Annotated in this window: 14 protein-coding genes; 8 read left to right on the plus strand and 6 right to left on the minus strand. The window is 66.4% G+C overall.

Annotated features, from left to right (window positions below; genetic code table 11):
- The first annotated feature begins 10 nt into the window (after nucleotides 1-10).
- The 7 genes from VFQ84_RS01745 (at nucleotide 11) to VFQ84_RS01775 (ending at nucleotide 9,386) form a co-directional block, all read left to right on the plus strand.
- The gene (locus VFQ84_RS01745; RefSeq protein ID WP_325128582.1) at nucleotides 11-2,296 is read left to right on the plus strand and encodes a GumC family protein; all 2,286 of its coding nucleotides are present in this window, start codon (nucleotides 11-13) and stop codon (nucleotides 2,294-2,296) included.
- On the plus strand, nucleotides 2,296-3,738 hold the full coding sequence (locus tag VFQ84_RS01750) for a J domain-containing protein (RefSeq protein ID WP_325128584.1): 1,443 nt from the start codon (nucleotides 2,296-2,298) through the stop codon (nucleotides 3,736-3,738). Before VFQ84_RS01745 ends, VFQ84_RS01750 begins: the two co-directional genes overlap by 1 nt.
- Nucleotides 3,731-4,996, plus strand: a complete 1,266-nt coding sequence (locus tag VFQ84_RS01755) for a hypothetical protein (protein WP_325128585.1) — start codon at nucleotides 3,731-3,733, stop codon at nucleotides 4,994-4,996. The genes VFQ84_RS01750 and VFQ84_RS01755 overlap by 8 nt, the downstream gene beginning before the upstream one ends.
- A gap of 124 nt (nucleotides 4,997-5,120) precedes the next feature.
- The gene (locus tag VFQ84_RS01760; protein ID WP_325128587.1) at nucleotides 5,121-5,570 is read left to right on the plus strand and encodes a hypothetical protein; all 450 of its coding nucleotides are present in this window, start codon (nucleotides 5,121-5,123) and stop codon (nucleotides 5,568-5,570) included.
- 165 nt (nucleotides 5,571-5,735) lie between these two features.
- The gene (locus VFQ84_RS01765) at nucleotides 5,736-7,109 is read left to right on the plus strand and encodes an O-antigen ligase family protein (protein WP_325128589.1); all 1,374 of its coding nucleotides are present in this window, start codon (nucleotides 5,736-5,738) and stop codon (nucleotides 7,107-7,109) included.
- Nucleotides 7,096-8,373 carry a Vi polysaccharide biosynthesis UDP-N-acetylglucosamine C-6 dehydrogenase TviB gene (gene tviB, locus VFQ84_RS01770; protein ID WP_325128591.1) on the plus strand — a complete coding sequence of 426 codons (1,278 nt, stop codon included), beginning with the start codon at nucleotides 7,096-7,098 and terminating at the stop codon, nucleotides 8,371-8,373. Before VFQ84_RS01765 ends, tviB begins: the two co-directional genes overlap by 14 nt.
- 2 nt (nucleotides 8,374-8,375) lie before the next feature.
- Complete coding sequence (locus tag VFQ84_RS01775) at nucleotides 8,376-9,386, plus strand: NAD-dependent epimerase (protein ID WP_325128593.1); 1,011 nt, start codon at nucleotides 8,376-8,378, stop codon at nucleotides 9,384-9,386.
- A 112-nt stretch (nucleotides 9,387-9,498) separates the two neighbouring features.
- Here the strand turns inward: VFQ84_RS01775 and VFQ84_RS01780 are convergent, their stop codons facing one another.
- Genes VFQ84_RS01780 through rfbF form a run of 6 tightly spaced genes read right to left on the minus strand, consistent with a single transcriptional unit; the run spans nucleotide 9,499 to nucleotide 14,966 of the window.
- Nucleotides 9,499-10,692: a glycosyltransferase gene (locus tag VFQ84_RS01780; RefSeq protein ID WP_325128594.1), complete on the minus strand. Its 1,194-nt coding sequence runs from the start codon at nucleotides 10,690-10,692 to the stop codon at nucleotides 9,499-9,501.
- Complete coding sequence (locus VFQ84_RS01785) at nucleotides 10,689-11,375, minus strand: acetyltransferase (RefSeq protein ID WP_325128595.1); 687 nt, start codon at nucleotides 11,373-11,375, stop codon at nucleotides 10,689-10,691. The genes VFQ84_RS01780 and VFQ84_RS01785 overlap by 4 nt, the downstream gene beginning before the upstream one ends.
- On the minus strand, nucleotides 11,368-12,501 hold the full coding sequence (locus VFQ84_RS01790; RefSeq protein WP_325128597.1) for a DegT/DnrJ/EryC1/StrS family aminotransferase: 1,134 nt from the start codon (nucleotides 12,499-12,501) through the stop codon (nucleotides 11,368-11,370). The genes VFQ84_RS01785 and VFQ84_RS01790 overlap by 8 nt, the downstream gene beginning before the upstream one ends.
- 56 nt (nucleotides 12,502-12,557) lie before the next feature.
- On the minus strand, nucleotides 12,558-13,118 hold the full coding sequence (rfbC, locus tag VFQ84_RS01795) for a dTDP-4-dehydrorhamnose 3,5-epimerase (protein ID WP_325128599.1): 561 nt from the start codon (nucleotides 13,116-13,118) through the stop codon (nucleotides 12,558-12,560).
- Nucleotides 13,099-14,211 (minus strand): CDP-glucose 4,6-dehydratase, encoded by a 1,113-nt coding sequence (gene rfbG / locus VFQ84_RS01800; protein ID WP_325128601.1) that lies wholly within the window; start codon nucleotides 14,209-14,211, stop codon nucleotides 13,099-13,101. The genes rfbC and rfbG overlap by 20 nt, the downstream gene beginning before the upstream one ends.
- Nucleotides 14,187-14,966: a glucose-1-phosphate cytidylyltransferase gene (gene rfbF / locus VFQ84_RS01805; protein WP_325128604.1), complete on the minus strand. Its 780-nt coding sequence runs from the start codon at nucleotides 14,964-14,966 to the stop codon at nucleotides 14,187-14,189. Before rfbF ends, rfbG begins: the two co-directional genes overlap by 25 nt.
- Nucleotides 14,967-15,164: 198 nt before the next feature.
- Here rfbF and VFQ84_RS01810 point away from each other — a divergent pair, with 198 nt between their 5' ends.
- Nucleotides 15,165-17,105 carry an acyltransferase family protein gene (locus VFQ84_RS01810; protein ID WP_325128606.1) on the plus strand — a complete coding sequence of 647 codons (1,941 nt, stop codon included), beginning with the start codon at nucleotides 15,165-15,167 and terminating at the stop codon, nucleotides 17,103-17,105.
- The last annotated feature ends 1 nt before the right edge of the window (nucleotide 17,106 follow it).

Below are 17,106 nucleotides of genomic sequence, written 5' to 3' on the forward strand. Positions count from 1 at the left end.
GAATGACCTGATGTCCAACGAGATGGAACCCGGCCGGCCCGGCGGCCCGCAGCTGCCGGCGCCGCAGGATGAAGCGCGGCGCCAGGCCCTGGCCACCGCCCGCAACCAGGCGCTGAGCCTGGACCTGCGCACGCAGGACAATGCCGACAGCGACGAGATCGACCTGCTCAGCTACTGGCGCATCCTGGTCAAGCGCCGCTGGACCGTGCTGGGCGCGCTGGGCATCGTGCTGGTGGCCACCCTGGTCGGCACGCTGCTGATGACGCCGATCTACCGCGCCACCACCTCGCTGCAGATCGAGCGCGACACCATCAAGGTGGTCGACGTCGAAGGCGTGTCGCCGGTGGAAGGCGGCGCCGGCGCGGACTTCTACCAGACCCAATACGAACTGCTGAAGAGCCGGGCCCTGGCCCAGCGCGTCGCCTCGACGCTGTCGCTGGCCGAGGGCGACACGCTCGAGCGCCTGTCGCCCCCGTCGCCCTGGGCGGCGCTGCGCGGGCTGTTCTCCGGCGGCGGCGACGACGCCGACGAGGACTCCGAGGCGGCCCTGGCCTCGCGCGACGGCGCGGCCACCGCCTTCATCATGCGCGGCGTCACCATCGAGCCGGTGCGCAATTCGCGCCTGGTGCGAGTGCACTTCGACAGCCCGGACCCGGCGTTCTCTCAGCGCGCCGCCAATGCACTGTCGGAAGCCTTCATCGCCAGCAACCTCGAGCGCCGCTTCGACTCCTCGGCCTACGCCAAGACCTACCTCGAGGACCGCCTGCAGGAACTGCGGCTCAAGCTCGAGGACTCCGAGCGCGAACTGGTCGCCTTCGCCCAGAAGGAACAGATCGTCGGCAGCGGCGACAGCAACGGCAACCTTAGCGAACAGGACCTGGGCTCGCTGAACGCCGCGCTGTCGCAGGCGCGCCAGGACCGCATCAAGGCCGAGGCGCGCTGGCGCCAAGCCCAGGCCTCGCGCGGCACGGTGCTGCTGGGCGAGATCGGCGAGGCCTCGATCATCAAGGGCCTGCAGGAGAGCCGCGGCAAGCTGCTGGCCGACTACCAGGACAAGCTGCGCCTGTACAAGCCGGGCTATCCGCTGATGGTGCAGCTCAAGGGCCAGATCGACGAGATCGAGCGCCAGATCGCGGCCGAGGTCGGCAACATCAAGGCCGCCATCCAGGCCGAGTTCCTGGCCGCGCAGGAGCAGGAGCGCCTGCTGGCCGAGCAGATGACGCTGGTGAAGACCGACGTGCTGGACCTGCAGAGCCGCTCGATCCAGTACAACATCCTCAAGCGCGAAGTCGACACCAACCGCGAGCTCTACGACGGCCTGCTGCAGCGCTACAAGGAAATCGGCGTCGCCGCCGGCGTCAGCAACAACAACATCAGCGTCGTCGACCGCGCCCAGAACGGCTACAAGTTCAAGCCCAGCCTCACCCGCAACCTGGCGCTGGGCCTGCTGGCCGGCCTGATGCTGGGCGTGCTGCTGGCGCTGGCCTTCGAGTACCTGGACGACACCCTGAAGGCGCCGGAAGACGTCGAGAAGCAGCTGGGCCTGTCGGTGCTGGGCGTGATCCCGCTGCTGAAGCTGCCGATGACCCCGGCCAAGGCGCTGGAGGATCCGCGCTCGGCCTTCGCCGAAGCGTATCGCTCGGTGCGCACCGCGCTGCAGTTCGCCACCGACACCGGCGTGCCGCGCAGCCTGCTGATCACCAGCTCGACGCCGTCGGAGGGCAAGTCGACCACCGCGCTCACGCTGGCCCGCAACTTCGCCCAGCTGGGCAAGCGCGTCCTGATCATCGACGCCGACCTGCGCAACCCGTCGCTGCACCGCACGCTGGGCGTGGACAACACCGCGGGCCTGAGCAACTACCTGGCCGGCGCGGTGAAGGCCACCGACGTGATCCACGCCACCGACACCCCGGGCCTGATGTACATGAGCACCGGCCCGCTGCCGCCCAACCCGGCCGAGCTGCTGATGGGCCCGAAGATGCTGAGCCTGATCAGCATCGCGCGCGAGAAGTTCGACCAGCTGATCATCGACGGTCCGCCGGTGATGGGCCTGGCCGACGCGCCCATCCTGGGCAACCTGGCCGACGGCACCCTGCTGGTGGTGGAAGCCGGCGAGACCCGCATCACCGTGGCCCGCAACGCGCTCAAGCGCCTGCTGGCGGCGCGCGCGCACGTGGTGGGCGGGCTGCTCACCAAGTTCAGCAGCAAGCACGCGGGCTATGGCTACGGCTACGGCGCCTACAACTACTACTCGTACGGCGGCCAGGAAGAGACCAAGAAACTGGGACGCCGCTGATGGCCGGCGCCGGCCATGCACTGGAGCAGGCCCTGGCCTACTACCGTGCGCCGGCGCGGCTGGCGATGGCGGCGCACCGGCCGCTGCCCGACGACCTGATCGAACTGCTGCGCCTGGCCGCGGGCGACGGCGCCCAGGCCGCGGCCAGCGCCGCGGCCAGCGGCGAATCGCCCGAACGCGTGGCCGAGGCCGCGGTGTTCTTCGTGCAGCAGGTGATGTTCGCGGCCGGGGCCGACCCGCACCGCGTGCTGGGCGTGAACCCCGGCGCCCCCGCCGCCCGCATCCGCGAGCACTACCGCTGGCTGATCCGCTGGCTGCATCCCGACCGCAACGCCGACGACTGGGACAACGTCTACACCGACCGCGTCACCCGCGCCTGGCAGCAGCTTCGCCGCAGCGGCGCGCTGGCGGGGGAGGGCGGGGCCGACGCCGGCGAGTCCGCGGCCGAAGCCGCGCAGGACGCCGAATGGTCCCGGCTCGCCACCCGCGGCCGGCCCACGCCCGACGCCGCGCCGCGCGCCGCTGAGCCCGCCGCCGCCGAGGCCCCGGCCGCCGCCCCGCGCGCGACCGAACTCCCGGTCGCGCTGGCCCGCATCTCCCGCGAAACCGACGCCGCCCCCATCCTCTCCGCCCGCACCGCCCGCCGCCTGCCGGTGTTCGTGCTGGGCGGCCTGGGCCTGGCCGCCGTCAGCCTGGTCGCCCTGCTGTGGGTCGCCCAGCAGCAAAAAGCCGCGCGCCCGACCCTGGCCCGCGTCGAGCTGCCCGCCGTCGACGTGCCCCGCGAATCGCCCGCGATCCCCGGCGCCGCCCGCGCCAGCCTCGAGCTCCCCGCGCCCGTCCTCCCCCTCCTGCCCGCCATCCCCGCGCCCACCCCCTCCCCTGTAGGAGGGCCTTCAGGCCCGAATCTTTCCCCCGCCATCTCCGCGCCCAACCCCGCCCGCCCGCCCGCCCCGGCCGTGCCGCTGGCCGGCGACGCGCAAGCGGCGCCGGTACCGCAGGTCGCGGCGGAAAGCTTCGGGCCTGAAGGCCCTCCTACAGGGGAGGGCGTGGCGGCAGCGGAGACCGAGGCCACGGCCCCGCCAGCGCCGATGGACGAAGCCAGCGCCCGCGCCGTGCTCGCGAAGTTCAGCGCGGCCTACGCGGCGGGCGACATCAACGCCCTGATGCGCCTGTTCACCCGCGACGCGCGCAACAACCGCGGCGGGCGCGACGCCATCGTCTACGACTACCAGTCGCTGTTCGCGCGGTCCCGCGAGCGCCGCCTGGACCTGCAGCCCAACGGCTGGATCACCGGCGACAGCGGCGCCGTGGTGCTGGCCGAGTACGCGGCCTGGGTGAAAGAGGGCCGCCTGTTCCCCGGCAGCACCACCCGCGGCACCATCCGCTTCACCCTGCGCCGCGAAGACGGCGAACTGAAGATCAGCCAGGTGATCCATGACTGAGCCCTTGCCGCGCGCCCGCGTCCGCCGCCTGCTGCTGGCCCTCGCCACCGGCGCCCTGGTGCTGCTGGGCGGGCGCGCCGTGCAGAACGGCGTGGCCGACCACTACGCCATTTCCAACCCGGCCCGCGCCCTGGCCTGGCGCAGCGACCACCCCGAGGCCCTGTACCGCCAGGCCCTGCGCCTGGCCGCCGACCCGGCCCAGGCCGAGGCCGCCGCCGACCACGCCCGCCGCGCCCTGCGCGCCAACCCGCTGGACGGCCGCAGCTACCGCATCCTGGGCACCCTGGCCGACGCCGCCGGCGACCGCGCCCAGGCCGCCCGCCTGTTCACCGTGGCCGCGCAGCGCACCCCGCGCGACCTGTCCAGCCAGGCCTGGCTGCTCGACTACCACCTGGCCGAAGGCGACCTGCCGGCCGCGATGCAGAACCTGGACCTGCTGCTGCGGGTGAATCCGGGCCTGTTCCCCAGCCTGGAAGCCCAACTGCTGGGCCTGGCCAGCGACGCCCGCGCCCACGAGGCCCTGGCCGACCGGCTGGCGACCCTGCCGCCCTGGCGCGGCCGGCTGCTGGTGGCCACGGCCGCGAAGGCGCCGTCCTACGAGGCGGTGGCGCCGCTGTTCGACCGCCTGCGCAAGGCCCCCGGCGGCCTGGCCCCGGCCGAGCTGTCGGCCTGGGTCGACCGCCTGGGCCGCGAGGGCCAGTGGGGCCCGGCCTACCTGATCTGGGTGAGCCAGCTGCCGCCCGAGCGGCTGGTGGGCCTGGGCAACCTTTACAACGGCAGCTTCGAATGGGAGCCGGGGCAGGGCGCCTTCCACTGGCGCCTGGGCCGCATCGCCGGCGCCCGCGTGGACCGCCTGCCCACCGAGGGCGCCGACGGCAAGCTGGCCCTGCGGGTCGCCTTCGAAGACCGCCGCGTGCCCTTCGCCCACGTGCGCCAGATGCTGGCCTTGGGCCCCGGCCGCTACACCTTCAGCGGCCAGGCCCGGCCCGAGACCCTGCGCACCGAGCGGGGCCTGGTGTGGACCATCACCTGCGCCAGCGGCGGCCCGGCCCTGGGCGAAACCCGGCCGCTGATGGGCAACGGCCCCTGGCGGGCGTTCGAAGCCGAGTTCGAGGTGCCGGCCGAAAACTGCGGCGCCCAGTGGCTGGTGCTGCGCCTGCCGGCCCGGATCCCGGCCGAGCAGCGCATCGGCGGCCGGGCCTGGTTCGATGCCCTGAAGATTTCTCGGCAGCGCCCGGCGCCCGACGCAAATAATTGATTTGAAACATTTACCCGATAGCCTGCGGTTCAGCAAAAAAACCCGTGAAGGGTTGCCAGGCCCGCCGTATCGGCCTAACCTAGAACCCAAATCGGCTTCACCCGCCCCCCAAGGGAGCACCACCATGATCCGTACCGCCCTCATCCTCTCCGCCCTCGTCGCCGCCCCGGCCTTTGCTGCCGACAGCGTTGCCACGCTCAGCGCGCAGCAGGGCACCGTGCTGGTCAACCAGGGCGACGAATTCATCACCGCCACCGACGCGCAGGCCCTGCTGGCCGGCGACCGCGTCATGGTCATGGAAGGCGGCAGCGCCGAAATCACCTTCGCCGACGGCTGCGTGCTGCCGCTGGTCTCGGGCTCGCTGGTCGACGTGCCGGCCACCTCCACCTGCGCTGGCGCCGTGGCCAGCGTGCAGAACATCGGCCCCAGCTACGCCCAGGCCGTGGGCAGCCGCAGCACCGACCGCAGCAAGTACGAGCCGCTGGTCTATGGTTTCTGGGGCTTGGTGATCGTCGGCATGATGCAGGACGGTGGCGTCAAGTTCACCTACCAGGAGCCGGCCGCCAGCCCGTAACGGGTTCGCACCGCGCACCGCGAGAAAGGCCGCCCCCGGGCGGCCTTTTTCATGGGCAAGGCGAAAGTTTCAAGCGCGGCGCGATGGCTTGTTTTGCAGCATAGTCCGCTATCATCACATGGCATTCGCGACGCGCAGGACGCGCACCGCAGACAGGGGAAACGCATGATGCCAACCGCCCGCCCGCGCACGCTGGGCACGCACCTGCAGTGGCCGCTGGCTGCCGCACTGCTGCTGCTGTGCCTGGTGCTGGGCGGCGGGCAGGGCACGGTGGGCGATGCGCTGTGCCAGGCGCTGGCGGCGGGGCTGGTCATCCTGACCCTGTGGCGCAGTGAAACCGAGCCCGATGCCCGCCTGCCGCGCATCGCCTGGATCGCCGCACTTCCCCTGGCGGTGCCGCTGCTGCAGCTGCTGCCGATTCCCGAAGCGCTGTGGCTGATGCCGCCGGCGCGTGCCGAGATCGCCCAACAGCTGGCGGTCGCCGGCCTCGAGCCCACGACGCGCTGGACGCTGACGCCCTTCGGCACCGAAACCGCGCTGGCCTGGCTGCTGCCGGCGGTGGCGATGTTCCTGGCGGTGCTGCAGTTCGATGCCACCCAGCGGCTGCGGTTGGTGGCGATCTTCGTGGCGGTGACCGTGGTGGCGATCGTGCTGGGCGTGGCGCAGATGGCGTCGGGCGCGGGCAGCGTGCTTTATTTCTACGACCGGACAAACAGCAGTAGCGCAGTGGGCTTCTTCGCCAACCGCAACCACTTCGCCAGCCAGCTGGTCCTGGCCTTGCCCTTCGTGCTGATCGGTACCGCGGCCTGGTGGAACACGCAGCGTGACGAAGGCCGGAATGCCTTGCTGTGGGCCACGGCGGGCGTGGCGCTGGCCGCGCTGCTGATCCTGGCGTTGGCCTTGGTAGGCTCGCGCGCCGGCATCCTGCTCGGCATGCTGGCCATTGCACTGAGTCTGCCGGCCGTCCTGGCCATGCGGAACAAGCGCGGCACCCGGCGGCTGATGGCGGCGGTGCTGGGCGTCGGCCTGCTGCTAGGCGTGCAGTTCGCGCTGTTCGGCGTGATGCAGAGCTTCTCGCAGGACCCGATGGAAGACGCCCGCGTCCGGTACACGCAGCTGACCCTGGAGGCCGCAGGCCACCACGCGCCGCTGGGTACGGGGTTGGGCGGGTTCCGCCGTGCCTTCGAGGCCTATGACGTGGACTCGGTCGAAAACATCTACGTCAATCACGCGCACAACGACTACGCCGAGCTTTGGCTCGATGGCCGTGGGTCGGCCCTGTTGATCGGCATGGCGCTGCTGGTCACCTTCGCCGCCGCCGCGTGGCGTCACTGGCGACGCCGTGGCGCGGCAACGCTGGAAAAGTTGCTGACCCGCGCTTCGCTGATCGGCCTGCTGATGCTGGCCCTGCATTCGTTTGGCGACTACCCGCTGCGGACCACGGCGCTGCTGGCCAGCGCCGGGTTGCTTGCGGCGCTGCTGGCGCGCCCCCGCACCCATCATCGAACTGGAGTTCCCTTGGCCCATGCTGAATCTTGAAGACACGCGCATCGCCGTGATCGGCCTGGGCTATGTCGGCCTGCCGCTGGCGGTCGAGTTCGGCAAGCGATATGAAACCGTCGGCTATGACATCCGGTCGGAACGCGTGGCCGAACTGGAAGCTGGACGCGACGGTACGCGGGAAGTTTCCCCCGAAGAACTGGCGGGAAGTCCCAAGCTGCGCTTCGGCAGCCAGCTGGACACCATCCGCGGCTGCAATGTCTACATCGTCACCGTGCCGACGCCCATTGATGCGGCCAAGCGCCCCGACCTGACTCCGCTGGTCAAGGCCAGCGAGGCCATCGGCAGCGTGCTCAAGAAAGGCGACGTGGTGGTGTACGAGTCGACGGTCTATCCCGGCTGCACCGAAGAGGTCTGCGTGCCGCTGCTGGAGAAGGCTTCGGGCCTCATGTTCAACCGCGACTTCCACTGCGGCTACAGCCCCGAACGGATCAATCCGGGCGACAAGCTGCACCGGGTGACCACTATCCTGAAGGTGACCTCGGGCTCGACGCCGGCGACGGCCGACTTCGTGGACGCGCTGTACGGAAGCATCATCACCGCCGGCACCCACAAGGCCAGCAGCATCAAGGTGGCCGAGGCCGCCAAGGTGATCGAGAACACCCAGCGCGACGTCAACATTGCATTGATCAACGAGCTGGCGCTGATCTTCAACAAGTTGGGCATAGATACCCTTGAAGTACTGGAGGCGGCGGGCACGAAGTGGAACTTCCTGCCCTTCCGCCCGGGCTTGGTGGGCGGGCACTGCATCAGCGTCGATCCTTACTACCTAACCCACAAGGCGCAGGAAATCGGCTACCACCCGGAAGTGATCCTGGCCGGCCGCCGAATCAACGACGGCATGGGCGCCCACGTGGCGGCCCAGGTGGTGCGGCTGATGGCGGGCAATGGCATCAACCCGGTGGGCGCACGCGTGCTGGTGCTGGGCCTCGCTTTCAAGGAGAACTGCCCCGACCTGCGCAACACCCGCGTGGTGGACATCATCGGCGAGCTGGCCGGATTCCAGGCGAAGGTGGATGTGTACGACCCTTGGGTGGATGCCGCCGAAGCCGAGCACGAGTACGGCATCACGCCGATCAGCGCGCCGAAGAGCGGTGAATACGACGCGATCGTGCTGGCCGTGGGGCATGCCGAGTTCGCCAAGCTGGGCGGGCAGGGCGTGCGTGCCCTGGGCAAGGCCAGCAGCGTGGTTTATGACGTGAAGTACGTGCTGCCGCGGGATGCGGTGGACGGGAGGCTTTGACAATGAAGGTCCTGGTAACCGGCACCGCCGGATTCATCGGCTCGCATCTCGCCATGCGGCTGCTCGAGCGCGGCAACGAAGTGGTCGGCTTCGACAACATGAGCGACTACTACGACGTGAACCTGAAGAGGGCGCGTCTGGCCCGCTTCATGGACCACCCGAACTACATCCACATCGAAGCCGACCTGGCCGATCGCGAAGCGGTGGAGCTGGCGTTTGCCACCCACAAGCCGCAGCGCGTGGTGAACCTAGCGGCGCAGGCCGGCGTGCGTTACGCCGCCCAGAATCCGCACGTGTACGTCAGCAGTAACGTCACCGGATTTCTGCACATTCTGGAAGGCTGCCGGCATCACGGAGTTGAGCACCTGGTGTTCGCGTCCACCAGTTCGGTATACGGCGCAAACCTCAAGATGCCGTTCAGCGAACACCAGCCGACCGAGCACCCGTTGACCCTGTACGCGGCTACCAAGAAAGCCAACGAAATGATGGCGCACAGCTATGCGCACCTCTATGGCATTCCCTGCACCGGACTACGCTTCTTCACCGTCTACGGGCCCTGGGGTCGGCCGGACATGGCGCTGTTCCTATTCACCAAGGCCATCCTGGCCGGCGAGCAGATTAAGGTGTTCAACCACGGCAAGCACAAGCGCAGTTTCACTTTCGTGGACGACATCGTCGAAGGCGTGATTCGAACTCTGTGCCAGCCCGCGACCGCGAACACGGCCTGGGATGGCACGGCGCCGGACCCCGCCACCAGCAATATTCCGTACCGGATATTCAACATCGGCAACGAGCAGCCGGTGGAGCTGCTTCGCTACATTGAGGTATTGGAGGGCTGCCTGGGGCGAAAGGCGCGGATGGAGATGCTGCCGCTGCAGGCCGGCGATGTTCCCGACACCGAAGCCGATGTCTCCGAGTTGATCCAAAACGTCGGTTACTCCCCCGTGGTGCAGGTGGAGGAGGGTGTCCGTCGGTTCGTCGAGTGGTATCGCGAGTACTACGCCGCCTGTTGACCCTCTGCTGCCGAGTTTGACCAGCGTGGCCTCCTGCCGAAGGCTCATGCTCGTGGTGATCAGGCGACTTGCCGGGGCCCATGGGCACGCGGCGGTAGCGGATCGGCGGCTTTCAGGAAAAGAGAATGTCGCGCTGCCTGACGTCGGATTGGGTATACACCTCTTCCCGCATTTTCATGCGCTTGCGGTATCGGACCGCATTGTTGAGGTTGCGAGCCTTGTCATACAGGCCCCAGGCGCGGAGCAGCTTGCGCAGCGGCACGAAGCGATGCCGCTTCGCGTGGTCGTAATTGCGAATCCGCTGGACCTGGTCTTCTTCTAAGCCGATGGTCTTGGCAAAGGCATAGACCTCCCGGCGCATCTGGGCGGTGTCCAGCAGGCTACCGTTGAACTCCTTGAAATGCAGCTCCCAGATCACGCATTTCAATGCGTTTTCCACGTTAAAGCGTGCAAGCCAGACATCGCGCTCGGGCCATTTTTCCAGGGTTCGCTCGATATCGTTGAGCACCGTCGGAAACACGACGTCGATTTCCAGGCCGCGCCATTTCTCGCAACCCGGCCATTTTTCCTTGTAATGCCCCAGGCCGTTTATCGTCGTGTCCGAAAAATTGCTCTTGTTGCCGATCGGGTGGTACATCATCTCGTCGATTCGCACGCAGCGCTCTGCCAGCAGCAGCAGGGCGATGGCCGAGGTGTAATCCGGCGAGATCGGACGGAACAGTTCACCCCAGATCTCGCGGGCGCGCGTGCCCAGCTCGCGGCGGTAGCCTGAGTTCAGCGCCCTCGGGATGGGCTGACCGTAGACATTGCTGGTTTCGAAGCCGCGGAACTGAAGGAAAGTGGTGAATACGTCCTCGGCCCGTTCAGTGATGCAATGGATCGGCGGCGGGCCGCCTTCGGCGCCATGTGTTTTCTGCACATGATCGAACTTCTGGCCGGGCCAGAAGAAGATGTCCGGATCGGTCCGTTGCACGACATCCGCCATCAGGGCGAGGGCGCCGGGTCGCATCAGCCAGCGATCGGCCATGAACAGGACATAGCGCCCCTGCGCGGGAAGGCTGCAGGCCTCCCAGTTCTGGTCCATCTCGAGCTTGCCTCCGGTTTCGGTAATCCGGACCTTTTCGCGATCGGGACCAAGCGCGGATAGCCAGGCCAGCAGTTGCCCGCCTTCCCGAACCGAATTGTCGGAGACGAGGATTTCGAAGTCCCTGAAAGACTGATCCAGGATGGACCTGATGGAGCGGCTGGCGGTTTCGAAACGGTCGCGGGACGGGACGCAGATGCTGAAAAGAGGCTCCCTGCTCATGTCGGGCTTCCTGGCAGGTTCGAATGGGCGCGCGGGACGTCGCGGGATGGCTTTATGCGGGTGACCTTGGCGGGAACGCCCGCGACGACGGCGTATTCCGGCACATCGCGTGTCACGACAGCACCAGCACCTACGACTGACCAGGCGCCCAGCGTGAGGCGTGGCAGTACCGTGGCGCCCACGCCGATCAGCACGCCTTCGCCCGTTGTGACCAGTCCCGCCACTTTGACGCCGGGGGCGATGAAGTTGGTCGCGCCGATCCGCGTCTCGTGCGAGATCACGCAGCCCGCGTTGATGCAGGCGTTCTCGCCGATCTCCGTCGCGGCTTGCAGGATGACGCCGTCCTGGATGTAGGCGCCGACTCCGATCCGCGCGCCCGAGACATCGATCCCGGGGTGGATGAAGCTGTCGTGAAGGAAGCCCAAGTCGGTGACGATGCGCGAAGTTTCGTGCCGGGTTTCGGGGTCGCGGGTGATCAGGTTGATGAAGCGCCGTTCACGGGGCCAGTCGGACAGGATGTCGAATCCGCCGAACACCGGCAGGCCGCAAAACATAGTTCCCTTCTTGGTGGGATCATTGTCGACGAACCCTAGGAACCGCCGAGTGTCGCCGGCCGCCCGCAGGGCAGCCATCATGCGGGCGGTTTCCGGGTTGTTGGCCCCGATGAAGACTATCTCAGTCATGCGTGCCGCCCGCGGGCGCCTTGTCGAGGCATCCTTTGAGCACGCTGACGACGCGGGAAATATCGTCATCCGTCATGTCGTGGTAGCTGGGCAAGTTGATTGCCCGGTCGGCAATGTCATGCCCCACCACGTTGCCAGGCATATGCGTGAACATCGGCATCGTTGACAGCGGGTGGAAGAACACCCGGGCATCGACATTGGCGCTCTTGAATTCGGCCAGAAGCAGCTCTCGCGTGACGCCAGTTTCGCGGGCGAAGACGGCCGTCGGCATCCATGCTGAATTGATGGTTCCGGCGGGTTCGGGGTTGATCGAGATCGCGCTGATCGGTGCGAGGGCGACCCGGTACTTGGCAAATATTTCGCGCTTTCGCCCGATAAGGTCCTCGATCCGTTCGATCTGGGCGCATCCGATCGCCGCCTGTATGTTCGACATCTTGTACTTGAAGCCGACCACCTGGGACCAGAACTGATGCGTCTCGCCTGGAACGCGGCCATGGTTGTTTAGGGTTAGCACCTTGTGGTTCAGTGCCGCGTCACTGGTCACGAACATGCCCCCCTCGCCGGTTGTCATGGTCTTGGTGCCATGAAACGAGAACGTGCCGAACAGGCCGCGCGACCCCGCCTGGCGGGCGCCCCAAGCAGAGCCCAGGGCTTCGGCCGCATCCTCGATGATCGGCAGGTCGTGCTGGCGGCCGATATCCAGTAGGGCATCCATGTCGCACAGGTTGCCGTAAAGATGGGTGGCGATGATCGCCTTGGTGCGCGGCGTGATCGCGGCTCTGGCCTTGTCGGGGTCGATGCACCAGCTGTCGGGAAGGATGTCGACAAAGACCGGCGTGGCCCCGAGATGTACGATCACCGAGGCCGCGGCGATCCAGTTGGTGTCGGCCAGGATGACCTCGTCGCCCGGTCCGATTCCGATGGCGGACATGCCCATGTGCAGCGCGCCGGTGCAGCTGGACGTGGCGATGGCGAACTCGGTGCCCACGTAGGCAGCGAACTTCGCCTCTAACTTGTAGATGTAGTCGTAGCACAGCGCTCCCCAGCCGTTGCGCGCGGCATCGGTGGCGTATTCGACCTCAAGATCAGTGATCGACGGTTTCGTATAGAGGATTCGCGACGACATTCGAGCAGCTCCATGGCTTGCTTGGACATAGGGTCGGTTTTCGACCCGGATCGTGTTCAGGACAGCGTCTGAACGGGTACCGGACGGAGCTGCGCAAGGCTTTGCAGTGTCTGGTCACGCGCGGACAGGGACGTTACGGGCAGCGGCCAGCGGATGGCGACATCCGGGTCATCGTGCCGCAGGCCGCTTTCCATTTCGGGGGCATAGGTGGCACTGTTAAAATAGATGATCTCGCTGTCGTCCGTCAGGGCTTGGAAGCCGTGGGCAAAGCCAGCCGGCAGATAAAGCATGTCGCGGTTCTCGGCCGAGAGTTCGATTCCCGCCCACATGCCAAAGGTCGGCGAACCCTCGCGCAGGTCGACACCAACGTCAAATATCGCGCCCCGGATGCAGCGCACCAGTTTGACCTCGCTGGAGGGCGGATACTGGAAATGCAGGCCGCGCACCGTGCCCTTGTGCACCGTGAGGGAGTTGTTGATCTGCGCCCAGTCCGCCGTCAGTTCTTGCTGCGCGAACTCCGCGCGACAGAACAGGCGGGCAAAGAAGCCGCGGTCATCGCTACGGCGTTCGAGCGATATCCGGATCAGGTTCGGGATTTCAAGTGGTGTGTATTTCATTTTTGAAGTTCGCAATCTGTTCGAGTGTTTTGCGACGGATCGCTTCGTTATCGGCGCCGGCGGCCACCTGGTACCAATCGACGGTTTCGGCGACGGCGCGGGCAAAGCCCCAACACGGTGCCCAACCCAGGCGGTTGCGGGCACGGCTGGTATCGAGCGTCAGCAGGGTGGCCTCGTGCAGTCTCGGTGCGTACGGGTCCAGCGGACTCCAGCGGCCGGGCCAGCGAGACAAGGCTGTCTCGACCAGGCGCTGGACGGTCTGCGCAGCCTCTGGGTCGGGACCGAAATTGAAGGCATCCTGATAGATCGCAGCGGCATCCTGATGCAGGGTCTGTGCCAGCAACAGATACCCCCAGAGCGGATCAAGGACATGCTGCCAGGGACGCACCGCGCCCGGGTTGCGCAGCACGACGTCCTCGTTGCGCGCCAGGGCCCGCATGATGTCGGGCACGATCCGGTCTTCCGACCAGTCGCCGCCGCCGATCACGTTGCCGGCCCTGGCCGTGGCCAGCCTGACGTGGCCGCCCGGGGCGAAGAAGCTCTTGCGCCAGCTTTGTGCGGCGAGCTCGGTGCCCGCCTTGGAGGCGCTGTAGGGATCGTGACCACCCAGCGGGTCGTTCTCGCGGTAGCCGAATTCCCATTCGCTGTTGGCATAGACCTTGTCTGTGGTCACGACGACTACGGTGCAGGGCGCCTCGAGATGCCGGACCGCCTCCAAGACATGGGCGGTTCCCATGACGTTGGTGGACCAGGTTTCCAGCGGATCGCGATAACTTTTCAGGACCAAGGGCTGGGCGGCCAAATGGAACACCACTTCCGGGGCGGCTTCGGCCATCAGGGCCCGCATTCGGTCCCGGTCGCGGATGTCGGCGATCCGGCTGTCCATGTCATCGGCCAGTGCCAGCTGGTCGAACAGGGCCGGTCGACCTTCGGGTTCCAGCGCTATGCCTGTGACCCGAGCGCCTGCCGTCAGAAGCCACAGCGACAGCCATGACCCCTTGAATCCGGTGTGCCCGGTAACGACGACGCGCCGACCGGACCAGAAGCCTTCGCTGGGTGAGGCAGTCATCAGGGCTTGTCCCAGATTTTCCATGGCGCGCGGTTGCTGTTCCAGAGGCCTTCCAGCATGGTCTTGTCGCGCAGCGTGTCCATGGGCTGCCAGAAGCCCTTGTGCTTGTAGGCTTCGAGCTGGCCTTCCTCGGCGATGCGGTCGAGAGGGCCGACTTCCCAACTGGTCTGGTCGCCTTCGATGTAGTCGAAGACCTTGGGCGACAGCACGAAGAAGCCGCCGTTAATCCAGCCGGAGCCCTCGGCGGGCTTTTCGGTGAACCGCGACACTGCGCTCCCGTCCAACTGAAGCGCACCGTAGCGGCCTGCCGGCTCGACGGCCGTCACGGTGGCAAGTTTGCCGTGGGCGCGGTGGAAGGCGATCAGCTTGCCGATATCGATGTCGGACACGCCGTCTCCATAGGTGAAGCAGAAGTCATCCGCGTCGCCCACATGATCCTTCACGCGCTTCAGCCGGCCACCGGTCAACGTATTGGCCCCGGTTTCCACCAGGGTGATACGCCAGGGTTCGGCCATGTTCTGATGCACCGTCACGGCATTGGTTGACAGGTCCACAGTCAGATCAGACAAGTGGGCCGCGTAATTGATGAAGTATTCCTTGATTATGTAGCTCTTGTAGCCGCAGCAGATGACGAAGTCATTTATCCCGTGATGCGAATACATCTTCATGATGTGCCACAGGATGGGCTGGCTGCCGATCTCAACCATCGGCTTCGGTTTCAGATGGGTCTCTTCGGACAGGCGCGTACCGAGACCGCCCGCAAGAATGACTGCTTTCATAGTAACTTTCCTTAGAAACCGTTCGCGTTGGCCATGAGTACCTTCCCGCCCCCTATTCTAGCTGAACTATCGCCGTTCGACGCTTGAGGTTAAGATTGCAAGCCGTGGCTTTCATTAGATATTTTCTCGGGGTTGAGGACTTCCAATTGGCTCTACTTCCTTTGCCTTCCAAGCTGTCCTCGCCGCGTCCGGGGTGCCATGGCTGACACCGCGTACCGTGCGGACATCGATGGCCTGCGGGCAATCGCCGTCGTTTCCGTTGTCCTGTTCCATGGCGAAATCGCGCTTCCGGGCGGGTTCCTGGGGGTAGACGTCTTCTTCGTGATCTCGGGCTACCTGATCTGCAGGCTACTGCTGTCGGAATTCGACCGGACCGGGCACGTTTCGATCGCCCGGTTCTACGAACGCCGCATCCGACGCATCTTTCCGGCGATGTTCGTGGTTTGCGCGCTGTGCGTGCCCTTTGCGCTGACGTGGATGTTCGAAGGCGAACTGAAGTCCTTTTTCGATTCCGCCCTTGCCGCCCTCTTTTTCGTAGCCAACATCTTTTTCTACCAAGAAACTGGCTATTTCGCTGCGGCAGCCGAGCAAAAACCTTTCATTCACTTCTGGAGTCTGGCGGTCGAAGAACAGTATTACCTGGTCTTCCCGCTCTTCCTGGCGTTCGCACACAGATGGACCGGGCGGCGCTGCTTTTTGTGGATGTCCGTGATCGCGCTGGTCTTGTCGGCCGCGCTGATGGCGTGGGGGTCCACGCACATGCGCTCCGCCGCGTTCTATCTGACGCCGTTCCGCGTATGGGAACTGCTGGCCGGTGTGCTGGTGGCCACGATCAGTCCGGTTTACCTGACTGGCATTGCGCGCCCCGTCAGGGAGGCAGGTGCTCTGATCGCCTCAGCGCTGATCCTGGGCGCGATGGTCCTCTACGATCCGCTGTCGGTGGAGACGGCCTTTCCTTACATGCTGACGGTCGTCGCGGGATCCGCGTTGCTGATTGCGGTGGGCCATGGCACCTGGGTTGGCCGCGGCCTTGCCTGGCGGCCGGTGGTCGGGGTCGGCTTGATCAGTTATTCCACTTATCTTTACCACCAGCCGCTGTTCACCTTTGCCCGGTTGCGGTTGCCCGAGGGTCTGACGCTTGAACTTGCTTGGGTCCTGGCGATCCTGTCCTTCGGGTTGGGTTGGCTCAGCTGGCGGTTCGTCGAACAACCCTTCCGGGACCGGGCGCACCTGACCAGGACGGGGGTCTTCCGACTGGCCGGCCTGGCCACCCTCATCCTGACGGCAGTAGTGCTGACACTTCGGCTGTCGCCGCTACCGACCCGTTTTCCACCGCAGGTCGTTGCGCTTTCGGACACTTTGGCCGCCGGTACTTATGGCCTGTCTCCCACGTGTCAGACCGACTGGGATACAAGTGCCGACTGCACCACCGGCGATACCCCCCGGACTCTGCTATGGGGTGACAGCTATGCGATGCATCTCGCCTACGGCCTCGAGGCGACGCAAGTCGCGTTCCGGCAGGCGGCGCTGCCGTCGTGTTTCCCTCGCATGCGCCCAAAATCCGGCCCGAAGGGCCGTTACGAGGTCGAGTGCGCCGCGTTCAACGCCGCGGTGACGGCCTGGGTGAAACAAGAGGTAGCCGCTGGACGGCTGGAGACGGTGATCATCACCTCGCGGGATCTCGGAGTCCGCGCGGGAGCGATACGGCGGATGCCGAGGGAAGCCCGCGTAGATCGGGACGCGGTCTTGACGGATCTTGACGCCACGATCGCCGAACTGCGCGCCAGCGGGCTGCGTGTCGGCCTCGTCGGGCCGCCTCCGCCGGCAGATTTTGATCCCGGCCAGTGTCTCCTGCGTGTCGCGGCCTTTGGCGGCGCCCCGGATCGCTGCGAATTCGCGCTCCACCCCGAAGCTGGGGTGGAAGACCGGCGGCTGGCCGACCTGGCACGTACCCTGGATCTGCCCTTCTTATCGCTTGCGCAGCAGATCTGCCCGGACGGCCAATGCGCCCCGTTCCAAAATGATACGGTCCTCTATCGCGACAACGGCCACCTCACGCCGCAGGGCTCTGCATTGCTTTTCGACAGTCCCGCTGGCAAAGAGTTCATGAAAGACCTCGGCCTCGCGGATCGGCGCTGAC

The sequence above is a fragment of the Arenimonas sp. genome, from assembly GCF_035721105.1.
Taxonomy (GTDB): Bacteria; Pseudomonadota; Gammaproteobacteria; order Xanthomonadales; family Xanthomonadaceae; genus Arenimonas.

Coding starts and splice junctions, on each gene's coding strand:
- VFQ84_RS01745 (WP_325128582.1), top strand. CDS start 11: ATGTCCAACGAGATGGAACCCGGCCGGCCCGGCGGCCCGCAGCTGCCG.
- VFQ84_RS01750 (WP_325128584.1), top strand. CDS start 2,296: ATGGCCGGCGCCGGCCATGCACTGGAGCAGGCCCTGGCCTACTACCGT.
- VFQ84_RS01755 (WP_325128585.1), top strand. CDS start 3,731: ATGACTGAGCCCTTGCCGCGCGCCCGCGTCCGCCGCCTGCTGCTGGCC.
- VFQ84_RS01760 (WP_325128587.1), top strand. CDS start 5,121: ATGATCCGTACCGCCCTCATCCTCTCCGCCCTCGTCGCCGCCCCGGCC.
- VFQ84_RS01765 (WP_325128589.1), top strand. CDS start 5,736: ATGATGCCAACCGCCCGCCCGCGCACGCTGGGCACGCACCTGCAGTGG.
- tviB (WP_325128591.1), top strand. CDS start 7,096: ATGCTGAATCTTGAAGACACGCGCATCGCCGTGATCGGCCTGGGCTAT.
- VFQ84_RS01775 (WP_325128593.1), top strand. CDS start 8,376: ATGAAGGTCCTGGTAACCGGCACCGCCGGATTCATCGGCTCGCATCTC.
- VFQ84_RS01780 (WP_325128594.1), bottom strand. CDS start 10,692: ATGAGCAGGGAGCCTCTTTTCAGCATCTGCGTCCCGTCCCGCGACCGT.
- VFQ84_RS01785 (WP_325128595.1), bottom strand. CDS start 11,375: ATGACTGAGATAGTCTTCATCGGGGCCAACAACCCGGAAACCGCCCGC.
- VFQ84_RS01790 (WP_325128597.1), bottom strand. CDS start 12,501: ATGTCGTCGCGAATCCTCTATACGAAACCGTCGATCACTGATCTTGAG.
- rfbC (WP_325128599.1), bottom strand. CDS start 13,118: ATGAAATACACACCACTTGAAATCCCGAACCTGATCCGGATATCGCTC.
- rfbG (WP_325128601.1), bottom strand. CDS start 14,211: ATGGAAAATCTGGGACAAGCCCTGATGACTGCCTCACCCAGCGAAGGC.
- rfbF (WP_325128604.1), bottom strand. CDS start 14,966: ATGAAAGCAGTCATTCTTGCGGGCGGTCTCGGTACGCGCCTGTCCGAA.
- VFQ84_RS01810 (WP_325128606.1), top strand. CDS start 15,165: ATGGCTGACACCGCGTACCGTGCGGACATCGATGGCCTGCGGGCAATC.